This window comes from Parafrankia sp. BMG5.11 (assembly GCF_004337455.1).
On sequence record NZ_SJXI01000001.1, the window covers coordinates 224,425 to 241,856 of the forward strand.

The 17,432-nt window shown below is 59.0% G+C and carries 12 protein-coding genes; 2 read left to right on the forward strand and 10 right to left on the reverse strand.

Going from position 1 to position 17,432, the window contains the following annotated elements; translation table 11 throughout:
* Nucleotides 1-69: 69 nt before the first annotated feature.
* The 10 genes from E0504_RS01190 to E0504_RS01235 form a co-directional block, all read right to left on the reverse strand.
* Nucleotides 70-1,707, reverse strand: coding sequence for a recombinase family protein (locus E0504_RS01190; protein WP_165938365.1), 1,638 nt, complete (start codon nucleotides 1,705-1,707; stop codon nucleotides 70-72).
* The gene (locus tag E0504_RS01195; protein ID WP_131621106.1) at nucleotides 1,704-2,135 is read right to left on the reverse strand and encodes a DUF2924 domain-containing protein; all 432 of its coding nucleotides are present in this window, start codon (nucleotides 2,133-2,135) and stop codon (nucleotides 1,704-1,706) included. The genes E0504_RS01190 and E0504_RS01195 overlap by 4 nt, the downstream gene beginning before the upstream one ends.
* On the reverse strand, nucleotides 2,135-2,455 hold the full coding sequence (locus E0504_RS01200; protein WP_207912061.1) for a DUF3489 domain-containing protein: 321 nt from the start codon (nucleotides 2,453-2,455) through the stop codon (nucleotides 2,135-2,137). The genes E0504_RS01195 and E0504_RS01200 overlap by 1 nt, the downstream gene beginning before the upstream one ends.
* Nucleotides 2,456-2,793: 338 nt before the next feature.
* Entirely contained in the window at nucleotides 2,794-4,953 is a 2,160-nt protein-coding gene (locus tag E0504_RS01205) for a DEAD/DEAH box helicase family protein (protein WP_131621110.1), read from the reverse strand.
* Nucleotides 4,953-5,417, reverse strand: a complete 465-nt coding sequence (locus E0504_RS01210) for a hypothetical protein (RefSeq protein WP_131621112.1) — start codon at nucleotides 5,415-5,417, stop codon at nucleotides 4,953-4,955. Before E0504_RS01210 ends, E0504_RS01205 begins: the two co-directional genes overlap by 1 nt.
* 2 nt (nucleotides 5,418-5,419) lie before the next feature.
* Nucleotides 5,420-7,450, reverse strand: a complete 2,031-nt coding sequence (locus E0504_RS01215; RefSeq protein WP_131621114.1) for an AAA family ATPase — start codon at nucleotides 7,448-7,450, stop codon at nucleotides 5,420-5,422.
* 3 nt (nucleotides 7,451-7,453) lie between these two features.
* Complete coding sequence (locus E0504_RS01220; protein WP_131621116.1) at nucleotides 7,454-7,639, reverse strand: hypothetical protein; 186 nt, start codon at nucleotides 7,637-7,639, stop codon at nucleotides 7,454-7,456.
* 162 nt (nucleotides 7,640-7,801) lie between these two features.
* Nucleotides 7,802-8,629, reverse strand: coding sequence for a phosphoadenosine phosphosulfate reductase family protein (locus E0504_RS01225; protein WP_131621118.1), 828 nt, complete (start codon nucleotides 8,627-8,629; stop codon nucleotides 7,802-7,804).
* On the reverse strand, nucleotides 8,626-11,976 hold the full coding sequence (locus E0504_RS01230; protein WP_131621120.1) for an ATP-binding protein: 3,351 nt from the start codon (nucleotides 11,974-11,976) through the stop codon (nucleotides 8,626-8,628). Before E0504_RS01230 ends, E0504_RS01225 begins: the two co-directional genes overlap by 4 nt.
* Nucleotides 11,973-12,968 carry a DUF4007 family protein gene (locus tag E0504_RS01235; protein WP_131621121.1) on the reverse strand — a complete coding sequence of 332 codons (996 nt, stop codon included), beginning with the start codon at nucleotides 12,966-12,968 and terminating at the stop codon, nucleotides 11,973-11,975. The genes E0504_RS01230 and E0504_RS01235 overlap by 4 nt, the downstream gene beginning before the upstream one ends.
* A 96-nt stretch (nucleotides 12,969-13,064) precedes the next feature.
* Between E0504_RS01235 and E0504_RS01240 the strand changes: the two genes are divergently transcribed.
* Complete coding sequence (locus E0504_RS01240) at nucleotides 13,065-14,213, forward strand: cysteine desulfurase family protein (protein ID WP_165938366.1); 1,149 nt, start codon at nucleotides 13,065-13,067, stop codon at nucleotides 14,211-14,213.
* Nucleotides 14,214-14,517: 304 nt separating this feature from the next.
* A complete protein-coding gene (locus E0504_RS01245; protein WP_131621125.1) occupies nucleotides 14,518-17,223 on the forward strand; it encodes an ATP-binding domain-containing protein in 2,706 nt (901 codons plus the stop codon).
* The last annotated feature ends 209 nt before the right edge of the window (nucleotides 17,224-17,432 follow it).

Consider the following 17,432-nt stretch of genomic DNA (forward strand, 5'->3'; position numbering starts at 1 on the left):
TAACGTCAGCCCCATTCTCTGACTGGAGATTTCCCGCCCACCCGGAGGGAAAGATGCGGTGGATCCCGCTCAGGCCTGAAAGCCGAGCAAGGCCTCTTGATTGGCCCAATCGGTGGGGAGCGTGGTTTCGAGCAGCAAGGTACGGTTGATCGCCTTGGGCTGGGTGCCTGCTGCAATGGACTCAACGATACGTGGGCTCAGCCAGCTTACGCTCGCCAGCTTGGTAAGCTGTTTGCGGCAGCGGCCTTCTTTGTGTGCCACCTGGTTGATGCTGAGCCCCGGGTTGCTGATGACGAGCTGCCGAGCTTCGAGTGCGTCGGCGATAAGCTGGACAAGCTTGTTATCCAGCGAGCTGCCCTTGTCTTCGGCATTAATCCTGAGCCTTGCTTCGCGGAACGGCTTTCGATCTGGCAGCGCGATGCTCCAGTTGAGCTCGCGACCCGTGCCCACCGCCAGTGCATCCGAGTTCAACACGACCTCGATCCGCTCGGCGCACACTTGCATCGCGGAGATCAGATCTTGCAGCGCTGTTTCGCGGGAACCTTGAATTGCAAGCCGACAGGCAAGCAATCGACCAGTCTCGAACATGGTACGCAGTCGACCCGCTTCTTCGATCCCTGACAGTCGGCGCAGGGCATGCTCATCCTCCAACAGCTGGGTGAGCTGAACGACAAGGTGCCGCTCGAGTTGCCCTTGTACGAACCGCGTTGCTGGCGGATCGCCTGGTCGGGCCAAATCCTTGCGGGTCTCGTAGTAGGCATAGCGGCGGCTGCGCTTGGTGGCATAAGTCGGCACCATTGGGCGTCCGTGTGGATCGGTAAGCAGGCCGCGCAACATGGCCTGTTGCGGGTCATTGGTGGGGCGTTTCCTTGGGGGTGCCTTTTCGTTCAGCTGTGCCTGCACCGCATCCCACATGTCCTCGTCCACGATCGCTTCGTGCTCGCCTTCGTAGACCTGCCCCTTGTGAACGATCTTGCCGCGGTAGATCGGATTCTTGAGCAGGTGGAACAGGCTCCCGCGCCGGAAGGGGATGCCACCCTTGTGTGGCCCGCTGGTCCGGTTCTGGACCTTCGTGATGAACCCTTCCCGCCGCAGAACCCCGATCAGGGCCGGGACCAATCTGATCTCGAGGTAGCGGCGCATGATCGTGCGCACCCGCTCGGCCTCTTCGGGAACTGGAACCAGCTTGCGATCGACCACCTCGTATCCCAGCGGCACAGGCCCTCCCATCCACATGCCCTTCTTCTTTGAGGCGGCGATCTTGTCGCGGATCCGCTCGCCGGTGACTTCGCGCTCGAACTGGGCAAATGACAGCAGCACGTTGAGGGTCAGACGACCCATGCTTGTGGTTGTGTTGAAGGCCTGTGTGACCGAGACGAAGCTGGCTTGCCTTGCATCGAGTTGTTCGACGATTTTGGCAAAGTCGGCGAGGCTACGGGTCAACCGATCGACTTTGTAGACGACGATCACGTCTACGAGGCCAGCTTCGATATCGGCCAGCAGCGCCGTGAGACCCGGACGGAGCATGCTCCCGCCAGAGAACCCGCCATCGTCATAACGGTTCGGCACCAGCGTCCAGCCTTCGTGCCGCTGGCTCAGGATGTATGCCTCGCAGGCCTCGCGCTGGGCATCGAGGCTGTTGAACTCCTGCTCGAGCCCATCTTCGGTCGACTTGCGGGTGTAGACCGCGCAGCGCAGCGGCTTCATGGCTTGGGATCCGTCAGGCCAAAGAACGCCGGACCGCTGCAATGCGACCCACTGATAGCCTTGGCGATAGCGGTGAGTGATGGCCATTGCTTCCCATCGTACTCAAAGCCTTTTTCTAGGACGGTCACGGTGTGGCCGACACCGTGCCAGTCGCGGACCAGCCGGGTTCCTATCGTAAGCTTGCGAGGTGGGGTGCCCTTCCGTTCCCCTTCTTTGGGCTGCGCAGCCAGCTTACGCAGTAGTGATTTGGTCGAGCGGCTCACTCCGCCGAGCCTTTGCTCCTGCAGCCGATAGGCGATCCCCAGTCGCATCAGCTCCGGCGACAGGTTGGGAGTGGGCGCGCCGTAGCGCCGCGCCCACTCCGCTTTCAGCTCGCCGGTTGTCATGACTGCAAGCCGGTCAAGGGTGACGTGAGCGCCCCGCCTCATCAGCGTGCCGCAACACGGTAACCGCGCTCCTCGCCTTCGATCTTCTCGCTCGTGATATCATGGCCCTTCTTCTTCAAGCCAGTCAGTGCGGCTCCCGTCATATGTGGCAGCCAGCCGGTTGCCAAAACGATTTGCGCGATTGTGGCGCCCTCGAGTTGCTGGAGCATTTGCAGAACGAGGCTGGACTTGTTGAACGGCTTCGGTTCAACAACGGAGCTGAGCTTGGTGTCTGGGACCGCAATTGCGCCTGCCGCTTTTGGCTCGCGCGCCATCTGCCGAGGGCGCTTCGTATCGGGCTTGTTCTCAATTGCCTCGATCATTGGTTGGTTCTCCATGGCGGAGCAGCACCGCGCCGCTCCCACCACCCAAGGCCCTGCCGAGCGCGCCGGTCAGGGGTGCGGCCCCACTTCAGGGCCGCGATTCACTGACAAAACCAATGCTTGCGGTGCGCAGCAAGTCCAATGGAACGTCGTGGTTTGGGGACCTTGTCGCTAACACACAGAAGATTTAGAGGAATTTGCTGGACCTATGATTTGGTCCTAATCAAGCGAGCAATTTGGGAACTCTTATATTCCGCCGGACGCCCAGAAAGTTCTGGCGCAGCTCCCCGCGACTCTCTGAACGCGAGTGGCAATCCCTTCACCTGACTAAGTTAGGGTTAGGCAGCGAGGTGCTCCAAATCATACTTCCGAAGCCAAGGAAGCAAAGGTTTAATGGAGCTTGCAGGATAAAGCGAATTGCGGGCGAAGTCAGCGACGCGTCCAAGTTCGTTTCGGAGAAAGTCGACTGCGGCGCTCACTGGCCTGGCATTGTCCTCTGGCAGCACAACTACGAAATCGTAAATTTTGGCGTGATCCTTCCCCGGTGATCGCCTCAAGATCCTGCCGCGCCGTTGGATAAACTGGCGGGGGTTGCGAGAGCTTGCGATAAGGTAGGCAGTTCTGCACGCAGGGACGTCGATCCCCTCGTCCAGGCACCGGATGGCGACCATCGCCTCGGTCTCACCATCTTTAAACTGGCGCAGGATCTCCCGACGTTGCCACCTGTTCTCGTCGGACGTAAACGGTGAAACGCGCACGCCCCGGCGCATCAAAGCCTGTGCAACCGCGTGCCTCTGCTTCATCTCGACAGAGTCGTCGGCGCTTTCGGCGCCATCAGCATCCTCGTCAACAATGGTCCTGCCGTCGCTACAATAGAAGAGCGAGTGAGCTTGCACCTTCTCGGTCTCGAGGAGCGCCTCAAGCTCGACCATCTTATTTTCGGCGGCGCCAATAAGGCGTGCCCTCTGCATTAGCAGCGCCTTCAATCGCTCGGAGCCTGGCCCCATCTGGCGGTCACGGGAAGCGGCAAAAGCCTGCGCTATCTGGTCGCTAAGATCGACATAATCCTGAGCCTCCCTCGCGGTAAGCTCCACTGGAATTGGAACGTACTCATAGGGGGTGAGGACCTTGTCGCGAACTGCATCGGCTAGGCTGTACTGGAAGACGGAGCGGTCATAGACATTCCGGATCCGGGCGTTGGCTTCTTCATCCAGATAGTGAAACGGCGTGGCCGATAAGCCTATCCGAAAGCGAGCATCTTCCAGCAATTTCCCGACATATCCAACTCCACCATGGTGATGGCACTCGTCCCCGATAAAAAACACTCTGCTTGAGTCGAGCTTTGTCGCGAACGATTGAAAGTAGTCTGACTTGAGGGTCTTATTGACCACTACTATTGCAATGAACTCACGCTGCTCCCCTGCGTTTCGGCGGAGATACGCGTTCACTACAGGCTCCCACTCTTTGCGAGACCCGTAGCATCGGACCGAATGGATGTTAAACTGCCGCAGCTCCTCGCACCACTGGTCGGCGAGATCCTGATAGGGAACGGCCACAACAAGGGCGATCCCAATGTTGGCCTCGATCGTTTTCGTGGCTGCATAGATGGCAGTGATTGTCTTGCCTGCACCTGTGGCGAGCTCGAGGATGCCATTGTGTCCATTCGCGCTCCAAGCTCGCAATGCCTCCAACTGGTGCGGCCGCATGGCGAAGGCAGCGCCGCCCACCGTGGTAGGTACCGCAGGCTTCGAATTTGTCGTTCCGACTTGCTTTTCGAAAAAGGCTCGAACCTTTACATCTTCTTCTTCAGTTCGCGGGCGACCCGGAAAGCGCTCCATGACAAAATTGAGGCCTTCTTCGATCGCCTCAGGAAGGGCGCATATGAGGGTGGAGCTACCCGTATCTCCCGACCACAGCTTGGCGAAATTACGAGCATGGTTTTCCACATAGTCCCTTTGGCCCTCGCTCCATGAACGGAAAACCGTGATCTCTTCGGAATTAAAGCGAGGATCGAGAGCACTCATCGTCTCATTCATGGAACCGCTGAAGGATATTGTATCCCCTAAGCGGTCTTCCAGTACGCCAATCTTTTGGTGGAACATGCCCTGGGGCCGAACTGCCACCTTCATCTCGAGCCGCTGAGTAGTGAACAGCCACGCAAGTAGACGGATTCGATATTCGAGAAGGCCCCCGCTATTCTCCGCGAGCACTTCATCAAAGCGGGGCAGCTCATCCTCTCCCCAGGGTCGACTCGCGCCTTCACGAATAGCTTCAAAATCCTCGGGCGCCACAAGCTTGCCAAAAATTAGCTCAATCCGCCCGTCGTTTTCGACGATAGTCGACATTGCAGACGGGGCGTTTAATAGTACACCTAGCGAAAAGAAGCCTACGGCACGCTGGTACTTAATGGCTCCGGTCAAAGCGGGCAAAAAGAACTCTGTGTAGAGGTTATCTGATTCCGAGGTGTAGTTGGTCTTCAGTTCAAGTTTGCGGAACATCAGAAGGTCGGAGCAACAACATCGCCAGCAGGTTGTGCCGCCGCCGGAGGTTTAACCCCGATAGAATTGAGGCCGCGCCAAACCGCGTCCTCTACGTCAAGGTCCGCATAGCGCTCGATCCAAGAATTAACGAGTTCAAGTCCGCCGTTGGCATACTCCTCGTAAATCTGAACGCAGTCTTTCTCCCGTTCTGGGCGCAACACGTCTGACGTCTTGCTATCCGCTAATGCAAGAGCAAATAAAAGGTCGACGGCTTCGTTAATCTGATACTGCGCTCCCGCGATATCTTCCATACCAGCCTTCTGGTCGAGAGGCAGTTTCCGCCTCTCCTTGTAGCCCAGAACCGCGCAGAAAGTGAGTGCTTCCCGCAAGGTCGGGAACAGCGACGATTCCTTGCCGCCGAGCTTCTGCAAGGTATCTTCGTATAGCTTGCTTCGCCGAACGGGTGAGTGGATCAAACGCATCGCTACCGCACCTCCGTGATGCGAGTACCCTCGATCTCGCTGTTGTAAGCCGTAAGGTCGTATGTGTCACCCCTGATCTCGATAACCTCGGGCTGCTTACCCTTACCATCGCTCCGATTGTGCCTGGTAAGGACGTATTCTTGGCCAACTTTGTCCGCGAGCGTTCCCATGACCGCGTCCGACGCTTGCGATGTGGAAACGAGCAAGATGACCTGTGAAGCCAGGTTCGGCAGAAACTCGGCGACGCTGCGACGATAAAGTGGGTCGAGGTGACCGAAGGGGGAGTCCACTACGAGGGGCGCGACGGTGCCCGGCAACAGGATGTCATCGACGTCTTTCTCTCTCTCCTTTGCATATTTCGCGATGGCTCCCGTGAAGGCCAGGCCAAGGAGCTGATTCTCACCGGTACTCTTAGCGATTTCCATCTTTCGTTCGTCATAGAGCCGAAGTTGATAATTCTTATCGAGCTCCACTGTCGCCGGCTTCCGCATGAACTTCTTGACGATCGCGTCGACCTCTCTCTCAATCGCCTCGCGAGCTGCCTCTTCCTCAGACTTAAGCCGGCTCTCCAGACGAGCCATCAATGCGGCAGAAAGCTGCGCCCGCTTGACGAAACGACGGGCCGCTTCTGACTTCTTGACCAGCTCGTCACGTTTGCTCTCAGACCCTGACTTTTGACGTTCGAAGTTATTAATGGATGTTTGAATATCCACTTTCCGACTCATTGCCTGGTTTCGCTGAGTTTTAGCTCGCTCGCGCGCCGCTTCTTTTTCCGCGATGTCCGTGAGCGGATTGGCGGCCAGCTCCTTTGAAATCTCGACGAGGTCTGCATCGAGGCGCTGTATTTCGGCCTCTACCCTGCGAAGGTCCTCATTATTGCGCTCGTAATCGCTCCAGGCGCGGGTGGCGCCCGCTTCGAGCCTACCGAGCGCTGTGTTGGTGGTCATCACACGCGACATGACAGCTTGATCGCCAGCCGAGTCTAGGAGGGACTTAATGCGGTCAAATTCCTCTGAACCCTTGGCAATTGGGCGACCGCAGACGCACGTTCCATCCTCAAGTATTTCATCGACGAACTTCTGATCGTAGGGCGCGGGCAATCTCCCGCGGGTGTCCTCAGCCTTAACGACGTGCGCCGATTCCTTGACGAGCTCCTCAGCCAGAACTGAAGTGATGTAAGTTCGCATCCACGCTTTGGACCGCTGCAGTGCTTTGGCTTTTTCGGTTTCGCGGGTAGCGAGCTGACTCTCAATTCGCGCGCGACGAGTCTGCGCCTCTTTAGCCGGCTTGGCGCCAGCTAGTTCCTGATTGAGTCTGTCAATTCGGCTATTTGCCGCTTCGATTTCCTCATCAAGCTTCAGTAAGTTTTCACGATATTGCGCGATACGTTGTACGGCCTCTTCGATTTCACGCTCTGCGTCCTGGGCTTCAGCACTCGTGTTGTCAGAAGCTTGGCGATTGAAGTCTTGCCACGCCTTCCGCAAATCCTCGAGCGCCATTCGGGCGACGGTCGAACCGAGGATCCCTTTCACAGCCTCTCCAAATTTTCGCGCACCCGTTGATCCGGTGTAGCGGCTCGTCGCTTCCCCGTAGAAAAAGAAGTGCGGCGCCATCTCGCGCGGGATGACGGAGTTGATAAAGCGGTCCGGCCGATCCTTGGACGACGGGATTTCCCCGCCGTCGGCCAGCTCGCGCAGTCGCAGGGGATGGGTGGTCTCCGTCTTTTGATCAAAGCTCCGCGATGCCCGGTAAGCCTTTCCTTCGTGCACGAAGTCGATCTCGACGGTCGTCTTAGTCTGGCCATCTTTCTGGATAGCGCATTCGTTGACGAGCTTGCTCGGATTTTCGAATTCGCTTTCGCTCGGCAATATACCGAAAAGGCACCAATTTATTGCGGCCAAAAGGCTTGTCTTACCAACCCCGTTTTCCGCCCTAATCAAAGTAACGTTTTTTGATGGGTCCTTGGATACTAGAAAGTCGTTGTCCCCGTAGAAGCTGCGCCAATTGTTAATCCGGATGAACTCAATCAGCATGCATTATACTCGATCGATGTTGGTTTCGATGATGCGCTTGACCTCACCCGGGATGCCCCGACCCGTTTCGCCGTTCTGGAAATAGTTGCCGCGCACTTTGTCGACGATTTGTCGAATGATTTTATCCATCTCGATAGGGTCGAAGGCGCGCCCCTCAGCTGCACGCGCATTAGTTGACGATTCTTCCACCAATCCCCTCCCCAAGAGCCCCATTCTCAGCAAGCTACCGCTAATCGGCAACTTCTTTCAATACGATAAACCCGTGTGCAGTGGCTACACTTACCTGGGCGGCCGGAAAAGGGGTCGAGCCCAAGTGAGGTTCGGCTTACTCGTTGGTTATCGGACGGCAGCTCACTTATGACAGGTTATGCAGAGCTTGCCTGCGCCATAGACTTCGTCAATATCGACCGCTTCTTCGTCAGCAAGGATGTTGACCGGGCGGCGAGAGCGCACCCGCTCGACCCGCTTAGCGTGGTCACGACGGATCTGATCGAGACGTTCTGGGCGAGAAAGCTCAGCCAAGGATTCGCCGTGGCTCCAGGTAAATGGCGAACCGTGCTCGAGCGCATTCTTCTCGTATCTAGTTGCCTCTTCAAACGCTTCCGGGTGCTCGTCTAGGAGGCGAGCCCACTCAATTTTCTGCTGATAGAAGCAAAAGGTGCACCCACTCCGAGAACGCCAGCGATAGTAGTCGGGGAGACCCAGACCCGCCGCATCGAGGATTTCCGTCACACCAGCTTTGTCGATGCCTGCTTCTCTAAAAGGCAGATGCACTTTCAGGCTGTCCTGACCGGAAACGTATCCCTCACGGTAATCTTCATCGGATCTGATGGCGACGTAGCTGTGGATCTGCTCCCCTGCGGCCAAGGCAGGCTTCAGCCATTGTTCGAACGGCTTGATCTTAAGCTGCCTCGTGCACCACCGGGTCTGCGGAGACGGCAGGAAGTTCTTGTACTCCTGCAGCCAGAAGTCGAAGTCGCGATCGGGGTTCAGCCGCAGGATGGGCTTGCCTAAGAAGCCCTCGAGCCGACCTAGAAACTCATAGACCTCCGGCAGCTCCTTCCCCGTGTCTGTGAAGAAGTACTCGATATCAAGCTCAGGCTTCGCTTGACGCATGTAAACCGCGAGAGCTGCACTATCCTTGCCACCAGAGATTCCAAGAACGTGGCGCTCGGTCATGCCGCCACCTGCGCCGGCTGCTGAACGTCATCGAGCTCTTTGGCTAGTGATAGCCCTAGCCGCGCGATGGCCCCAAGCGCGACAGCTGAACCCGCATCAGACTCGTTGATCAAACGCCTTATCTCAATCGCCAACGCATCAGCTTTTTTCCGCTCAATGTCGTTCAGCTCGACAAACGGAGACGCGGGCGCGGGATAGCTTGGGTCACTGATATATACGGCCACGCTGGTCTGGCGATCACCTCGTCCCTTCAGGTGAGCTAGCCCTTCCGCTTGCAAGAACTGTTGCGCCAGAGCCGCGAGTTCAATTTTCGCCGCATCAATATCGCGGTCAACCCAATCGCGCGCAGGCTTATTTGCAGCAAGGCTGGCGATGCCTTCAATCTCGCTGATCTCGCCTGTGAACGCACTTAGCCTCGTCGCGAGTGCATCGAGGCGGAAATTGCCCGAGAGACCTCGCAAATTTTCGCAACGCTCATGAAGATCTTTGAGCTCGGGATCCGAGGCTGGGTCGCAGCGCAGCTCTGTCAGAAGCGTTCTAGCCAAGTCTTCGAGCATCGCGGGATAGGCGGTCTGTAGTTCGGTCAGAGCCGCGGCAACTGCGCCGGCAACCACTCCTGGCTCGCCTTCGAACTTGCTAGGGATGTCGTTGAATAGCAGCTGGTTCGGGTCATGCGATTTAAGCCCGAGCTGACGCAAGTTGATCGCCTCAGGCGAGACCATCGCTGTCCTCTGCGACCAGCTCGGCAAAGCGCGGATTCGGCCAACGATCGCCTTGGCGACGTCAAGCGGAGTGGGGGCGACGTGATCACTGTCGCCCAGCGATCCGGCAAGCTCAGCAACCAGCGAGACGTCATGATGTGTGAGCTCGACGTGTCGGGCTCGGATTGCACTGGGATCCTGCAACATGCGGTCCACGAAATAGGTGTCGAGTTGCGGCCGGAACACTCCATCGAGGTAGAGCGAAGTATGACTTGCGCGCGTCAATACGTAAGCAAGGCCCAGCACCGGCAGCAGACCGTCCCTCACTCCGAAGGGCGATTTGCGCCAAATGCCGAAGATGTCCGCGATGCTGACGTCCTCAGAGCTCTGGAGCGCTGTATCTGCGGCTTGCCAGACTGGAAACAGGCAGTGCGGATCGTCAGCCGGAGGTGCAACGAAGCCAACCTTCCCTGCGGCAGTCTTGCCATAGAGACCCGTGGCTTCCAGCAAGCTGAAGAACAGCCCTGCTTCTGGCGGATAACCTTGCAAACCAAGCTTCGGCGCCCCCCGCCCCTCAACCATTGCATGGAGGAGCGACCGGGTAGCTGCGACGGCATTCGACGAAGGTCTGGTACGGTTGACTAGCTCGTTGTGCAGCCGCGGCGTGTAAGAAAATCGCCAGTCCGCGAGGCGAGATGCCAGCAAACTCAAGCCGGCTGGCCCCGTGTTCTCGCCAAGATCTACCGCAAGATCTTCTCTCGGGCCGTACCAGTCCACCTGGTCGACCGCATCGCGCAGCCGATCATCTAACTCAGCAGACAAGCGAGCGAGGCGAGCATCGATTTCCCGGCGAGCGACTGCATCACCCTCGAGCTCAGGTTGTTGAGCACGAACATGCTCCAGGGCCGCAAGGTCAGCGGTGAGCTCGCGCAGGCGATAGCTATCGCGGGTCCAGCCAACCATAACCAAGTTCTCGCCAGCCTGATCAGCCGCTGCGCGCGCAAGGCGCCTCGCAATGACTTTTGTTTCCCCATAGGCACTAACCAGAATGAGAAACATGCCTGCGGAGCCTGGAGCGGGCCGGTAGCTGCGCACCCGCTCTTCTGCCTCGTGAAGGGGTCCGATACCCACTTCAAACCAGCGAAGTGCTCCGGTCGCCTCGTAGTGGCGCTTGGCCAATATGGGTCTCAGTGCGGACTGCTCTTCAAGTCTTACGAAATCAGTGCTGACGCCTTTGGCCCGAGCGTCATCGAGCGCCTTCTCGATGTCGAAGTCGCTGCCCGCGTAGATCGCATAAGAACCCGTGTGCTTTCTGAAGACAACTACCGACCAGTTGATCAGATCGGCTGAGAGCGTCGACCATTGCCGATCCAAAGACACCCCGACACCGTACATGACGACTTCGGGCGTGGGCTGCAGCCCCGATCGATCCTTGAACAAGTCCAATAACGCGATGGTTTTGATCGCTGCGATGTGCGCGGCCGTCCCGCCGCGCCGCTCACATCGGTCAATTGCATCGACCGCTGTTGACCAGCGATGGCCGTCCGGGGAGGCCAGAATCGCAGCTTCTAAGTTAGCGCGAAGATAATCCCACAGCTGATCAGGACCGAAGCGCCGCTCGCCTGGAGCGGTCTCTTGCAGGAACTCTTGGAGACCAAACGGCTCTGCAGAGGTCAGGAAGCCAAAGATGCTCCGTTGGCTCTGGCCAAAGCGGCGGCGTGAGATGGGCCCCAACAACGCAGCAGTGAGGGGGTGAAGCGGCCAGCAGTTCGCAAGCTTATCGGCGAGCCGTTCGCTATCGCTGGCGCGGCCGCCGCGCATCGTGGAAGCGACAAGGCGCGTTCCTTCGTCGATCTCAGCCGTGTGAGAAGGCGCCTCTATCGCACGCGCGATGAGTTCAATCTGCTCGTCGGCAGCAAGGTTGACCGGGAGATCGAGGTAGCGCCCTTGAATCTTAAGCCATTCGTCGCGGCTTTCGCGGGACAGGCGCTGCGCATACTCGTCAAAGGATTGGTGAAGAATTCCAACGAGAAGCAGGCGACCACCGCTGCGCGAGGAGATTTCTGCCAGCTCCTGGAAGAGGTGTATGTCGCCGTATTCAAGCGCAGCATACTCGAGGAACTTGCCCATCTCGTCGATGATGAGTGCAAGCCCCGGTCCCGGTATCGAAGCGGCCGCTCGTCCCACCCACGCAGCAAAGGGTTCGTCCTTCGCCCTGCGCGGCAATCCGCCACCAGCAGCCTTCATGGCGGCAGCAATGGACGCTTCGGGATCAGCTCGCTGCCCAACGACTGCGCAGATACGCCATGGATCTAAACTCGGCCGGAAATGCCCTTTGAGCTCTTCAACCTCCCGCGGGGCGCCGGCGTCACCCAAAGCAGCAGCGAGACCCGCTTCTCCGCCCTGGAGTAGCGATGCAAGGGCAACGGCTAAGCTGGATTTTCCGCTGCCGTAAGGACCTGTCCACGTGAAGGCACTGTGCCCCGTTGCCATCCGGTGGCGGGCCATGGCGTGCAAAGTGTCGATAGCGGAAGGCGGGCAGATGTAGCCCTCAAGAGCAGCGGGATCGCCAACATCGGTGTCTACTCGCACCGAGCGCGTAAACCGCCGCGACACTTTGACCAGATCGGAAAGAACCGGGCTCATGCCGCGATCGCCCGCATATCATGTTGGTACATCTGCCTCAGAACGTCCCAGCGGCTCAGGCCTTCAGGTTCGTGCATGTAGAGCTGCCGCATCCCAGATGACTCGTCCCAACGCAGCTTCTCTCCAGAGAGCGATTCCAGCCGTGCAAGCCGGCCCGCCACGCCATCTTCGTCAAGAAGGAACACTTGCCCCGGGGACCCACGCTCGAACGTCAGAAACTCGACCGAGAAGGAGCGCCGGCCAGGATAAAAGCTCTCCCAGAACTCCAAGACGGCGAACAGGAACACCTCGTCCGGGAGCGAGGCCTTAGGGCCGCGGCGGAAGCGGTAAAGATCTCCGAGGCCTGCGGCCTGCACCAGCCCAAGCTCGGCAAGTGGGCACTCGATGCTATCCTCCGGCGCGCGGCGCGAACCTTTCGAGCCAGCGAAATAGGTGCGGATAAGGCACTCGACGTCTCGCTTGATCGTCGAACCGCTAACGGCGCGGCCGCTGCCGAGGCGCCCTGACTCCGCGAGCTTCTCGCAGCGCTGCGTAAGCCGGCGCCGAAGCAGTTCTCGATCGAAGCTTGGCTCGTGAAACTCGTTAAACGCCCAATGCCAGGCAGTCGCGCGCCCGGGCTTCGAAGCTAGCGTCCAATGGAGGAGCCACAGCGAACCAGGATGCTCGAGGTATGGATCTAACGCATGGCCGAAAAGTAGATCGCCGACCGGTCCCGTGCTAATTCTGGCGTTCCGCTCGCCTTTCACATCCTGCGAGGAAAGTACACCTGTCGCGATGGCCCAGTGCTTCATAGAAAGCACCATATTGCGGCCAACACCAAACACCGCGATTGACTTGTCGTCGTTGAATATCGAGCCGGGCACTAGGCCTGCCTTCTGTTCGGCATCGACTGCATCGTACGCCTTCTTCAGCCAGCCATATCGCAAAGGGAACGTCTCATGGCCAGCGAAGTGGAGTTTATCTTCGGTGGCATCGATGATGCTGCGGGGCATAGGGTCTCACTGGTCTAGGGTTCCAGTTGATTGCCTTGGGGCCGCCGGCTATGTCAACGCCTGGTCTCAGAGACCAGGCCCGTAGTTGGGGGAATAGTGACCATCTACCTAGACTATCAATCATCGACCCCGGTTGATCCACGGGTGCGCGCGGTGATGATGGAGGTGATGGAGCAGGATTTTGCCAATCCGAGCTCGGAAAGTCATAGCGCCGGATGGTCGGCGCGAGCGCGGGTTGAGGAAGCTAGGGCCACCATTGCGCGCGCGGTTGGCTGCGCGGCTGATGAAATCGTCTTCACGTCCGGCGCGACTGAGGCGGATAACATCGGGGTGCTTGGAGCGGCGATGGGAGCTCCAGAGGGCCGACGCCGCATACTGATCGGAGCTACCGAACATAAAGCAGTCCTAGAGTCAGCATTCGCGGCCCAACGGCTCGGCTTCGCGGTCGAGCTGCTGCCGGTCGATCGCAACGGCATGATTGAACTTGCGCATCTGCAATCGAAGCTAGGCAGCGATGTCGCTGTGGTTTCGGTAATGTGGGTCAACAACGAGATTGGCACAATTCAACAGCTTGAACCGATTGTCCGTGAATCTGCGGCATTCGGAGCGTTCGTTCATACGGATGCCACGCAAGCTCCGGCAGCGTTGCCAATTGATCTGACGGAGCTCGGCGTCGATGCGGCGAGCTTCTCGAGCCACAAAATCTACGGCCCGAAAGGCGTTGGGGCTCTATACCTCTCGGCGGCCTCTCCTTGGCGGCCGAAACCACTCCTGTTCGGTGGAGGCCAGGAACAAGGTTTGCGGCCCGGTACGCTCCCCACGCCTCTTTGTGTCGGCTTTGCCGAGGCATTCTCAATTATGGCTTCCGAAGGTTCCGTTGAACGAGCCCGCGTTCAATCTCTACGAGACGAGCTAGCTAAAACACTCCAGGGTCTTCTTCCAGAGGTGCAGAAAACAATCGAGGACGTCCCTCAGCATCCCGGCACTCTGCACATCCGGGTCGACGGAATTAACGCCGACGACCTTTTGTCGCGTCTTCAGCCTCATCTCGCTGCTTCAACGGGGTCTGCTTGCACTAGTGGTCGGCCCCACAACTCTCACGTATTGGAGGCACTTGGCCTCTCCTCCGATAACGCGGCCTCGGGCCTTCGCCTTTCACTCGGGCGATTCACCACCCGGGAAGAGATCAATGAAACAGCATCGATCCTTCGGGCAGCTTTCGCGCTCCTGCGCCCAACTCAATAGTTCAAGGCATACGGAAACGGAGAGGGACAGCCCAAGGTTTTCGATTTTCGTGGCAAGGGAAGCGAAAGGGCGTGAGCGAAGAGCTACCCTGTGAAGTGCAACAGTCACTTCAATTCGTTCTTGAAATCCGGATGGTTAGGCCCGAGCAGAGATTTCAATCCAAAGTTTTCGAGGAACTCGATCTTACCACGCGTGCAATGGGGGAAGACATTCGGACGGCAGCCGTCGCCGCGCGAGTAGATGGGGCGGTGCTGCAAGTATCGGCGGGCGAGGCCACCGTGCTTGTTATAAGGGGGACGCAGACTTGGAAGAACTGAAACCGATTGCGCGTGAGGCGCTCGACGCATTTGCATCTATCGCGGGATCGGCTCGCGGCGGTCTTGCCGACCGGGGGATCACGCTCGATTCCTTCGCTACTGTCAACGAGGCAACAGCAGATAAGCTGGCGGCTGACTTGCAAAACCGGAACGCCGACCGGAACAGCAACCTGCAGCGTCTGCGGCGCGAACCCGCGATTGCGCGGCTCGTATACGAAGACGAGGGCAGTGCGACGCAAACGCTCTACCTTTCCCCCGCTGGCTCTCCGCCCTCTGCTTCCGTTCGGGTGTGCAGCTACATGAGCCCGCTCGGGCGTCTCGCCACCGGAGCGGTGGGTGAAGAGATCGACGTAATGCTTCCGCGCGGAGAGGCATGGCTCATCTTGCGCGAAAAGATGACGTTCAGGCCGATCGAGAACGGCGAGGGCTGGGACTCTCAGCCCGCCATCCATTTTCGTGAACGCTCCGCCCCGCTTACCATCCGCTCCTTGAGGGAGCTGCTGCGCGAGGCCGGCGTTCCGGCCGAGGAAGTCGATGCAGTTGCCGCCTGGCTCGAAGAGGGCGAAGCACAGGATGGTGACGGCAATATTCTTGAAGGCATCCGACGCGATGCGCTGACCGCGATGCAGTTGCGGGTCGCACCCATCCTCGACTCATTCCAGGACCGCATCTTCCGCCTGCCGATCGACAGCAGGATCGCTGTGCTTGGTCCGCCCGGAACTGGGAAAACCACCACCATGGTGCGACGGCTGCGCCAGAAGCTCGACTTCGAATATCTCGAGGAGGACGAGAAACTGCTGGTCGAAGAGCCAGATGCTGCCGGTCTGTCGCATGCCAATAGCTGGCTGCTGTTCACTCCAACCGAGCTCTTGCGCCTCTACGTCAAGGACGCGCTGGGGCAGGAGGGCGTCCCGGCGCACGACGAGCGGCTGCGCACGTGGGACGAATACCGCGCCACGATCGCTCGCAACGCCCTGGGTATCTTGCGCAAGGGAAGCGGCGGGGGGCTGGTCGTCTCACTCGCGGCCCCGGACGAGTGGCTCGCAAACGATGCGTTGCAAAACCAGATTGGTTGGTTCGAGGCGTTCCAAGCCTGGCAGTCCGCCGATTTCATCCGCCAGCTCACTACCGAGGCGAACATTCTCGCCAAGTCGGGCGATGGGGACGCGCAGCGCGCAGGCGAGCGGGTCGGCGCCGGGCTTGCGCGATCCAGCAACCCACTGCGCGCGCTAGCCGGCCTAGCCGACATGCGGGCCGACTTGGCCAGATTGGCGGCCCGCCTCGGGGGGGAAACGCGCGGTGTGCTTGCGCAGCCGCTGCGCGTCTTCGCCGCGGCGGACCCCGATTTTCTCGATGCACTAACTGTCTTCGTCACCGATATGCTTCGCAACGCGATCGATGATGATGCCGATGATGCTGATGACGCCGATGATTCTGACGACCAAGGTGATGACGGGGAAGTTGAAAGCGGTGAGCCGCGTCCAGCATTGCACGGGCGCCGGCTCGTCGCGGACGTTTTCCGCCGCGCGATGCGAACCGCAGCCTTGCGCCAGGCGCAGGGTCGCAAGCCGGCACAAACGAGCCGGGCCGGCCGGATACTCGCGTTCCTCGCTGAACGCGGGCTCGAGCAGCCTGAGCTCAAAGAGGTCGGCCGCCTCTTGCTATTGCAGCGAGCTGCGGGGCGTCTCGCCGGCGCAACTTCAAATTATCTGCGTCGGCTTCCCGCTCGGTATCGCCGCTTTCGGCGAGTGATGCGCTCAGAGCAGCGGTGGTACGGTCCCGTTTCGGGACTGGCGGCGCAACTGCATCCGGCCGAGCTGGATCTAATCGTACTGGCGATGCTGCGCTCGGCGCGGGAAATGGAAACGGACCGCTCGCTCTCCAGTCGCGTAGCGGACAGGCGTCCACCGCTCCTAGATACGATCGCCCAATTGCGGCGCAATCAGGTGTTGGTCGACGAGGCAACTGATTTCTCCCCGGTTCAACTGGCTGCGATGGCCGAGTTGGCGAGCCTCGGCACTGGATCGCTATTCCTTTCAGGTGACTTCAACCAGCGTTTGACGCGCTGGGGTACGAGCTCTGAGGAGGAGCTCGCCTGGGCGGCGCCGGACCTACAAATCAACCGCGTTTCGATTACGTATAGGCAAAGTCGGAAGCTTGCCGCCTACGCGCGCGAGCTTGCGAGGCTCCAGGGGGCCGAAGTGGACGACAACGCTCCGGATTTCGCGGAGAACGTCGGCTACGATCCCGTGCACGGCAGCGGACTCTCCGACGATGAATCGACCGCGAACTGGCTCACCGAGCGGATCCGAGAAATCGAGCGTCTTTCGGATGATCGGCTACCGACCATTGCGGTCCTCGTTCCGGACGCCCAAAGTGCAGAAGTGCTCACTGGGCTGCTTAATATACATCTTGCTGGATTGAACCTACAGGCCAAGGCCTCTGATGGTGAAAAGCTGGGCAAGACTAATGAAATTAGAGTATTCCCCATATCCGATATCAAAGGGTTGGAATTCGAAGCCGTGTTCTTTGTGATGGTGGATCAACTTGCGAAACGTGAGCCTGATTTGTTTGACCGTTACATTTATGTTGGAGCTACTCGTGCCGCTACCTTTCTCGGCCTGACGACCTATGACGTCGATCTCCCGGCAGGGCTGTCACAGGCCCCCCTCGTCTATCAGAGAAATTGGTAACAGACACTTTCGCGATTTCGAGTGAAGCGCCCGAGTCGACGTTCTGGGCTACCGCATTCATCATGGTAGATTGGAGCAGGCGAGATGGCCCCAGCCCACCCATGGATCACGCCAGGTATCTTTTTTCGGCGTCTGAGAGAACTCGAACGCGGTGCGGTAGTGGATATCGGAACTCGGGCCTCCTGCGCGGGCACGCGGACCCACGGCAC

Bases quoted from the DNA above. Each gene is read 5' to 3' on its own strand.
- E0504_RS01235 (WP_131621121.1), bottom strand. From the start codon at position 12,968: ATGCCCCGCAGCATCATCGATGCCACCGAAGATAAACTCCACTTCGCT.
- E0504_RS01205 (WP_131621110.1), bottom strand. From the start codon at position 4,953: ATGTTCCGCAAACTTGAACTGAAGACCAACTACACCTCGGAATCAGAT.
- E0504_RS01190 (WP_165938365.1), bottom strand. From the start codon at position 1,707: ATGAAGCCGCTGCGCTGCGCGGTCTACACCCGCAAGTCGACCGAAGAT.
- E0504_RS01210 (WP_131621112.1), bottom strand. From the start codon at position 5,417: ATGCGTTTGATCCACTCACCCGTTCGGCGAAGCAAGCTATACGAAGAT.
- E0504_RS01195 (WP_131621106.1), bottom strand. From the start codon at position 2,135: ATGAGGCGGGGCGCTCACGTCACCCTTGACCGGCTTGCAGTCATGACA.
- E0504_RS01225 (WP_131621118.1), bottom strand. From the start codon at position 8,629: ATGACCGAGCGCCACGTTCTTGGAATCTCTGGTGGCAAGGATAGTGCA.
- E0504_RS01230 (WP_131621120.1), bottom strand. From the start codon at position 11,976: ATGAGCCCGGTTCTTTCCGATCTGGTCAAAGTGTCGCGGCGGTTTACG.
- E0504_RS01215 (WP_131621114.1), bottom strand. From the start codon at position 7,450: ATGCTGATTGAGTTCATCCGGATTAACAATTGGCGCAGCTTCTACGGG.
- E0504_RS01200 (WP_207912061.1), bottom strand. From the start codon at position 2,455: ATGATCGAGGCAATTGAGAACAAGCCCGATACGAAGCGCCCTCGGCAG.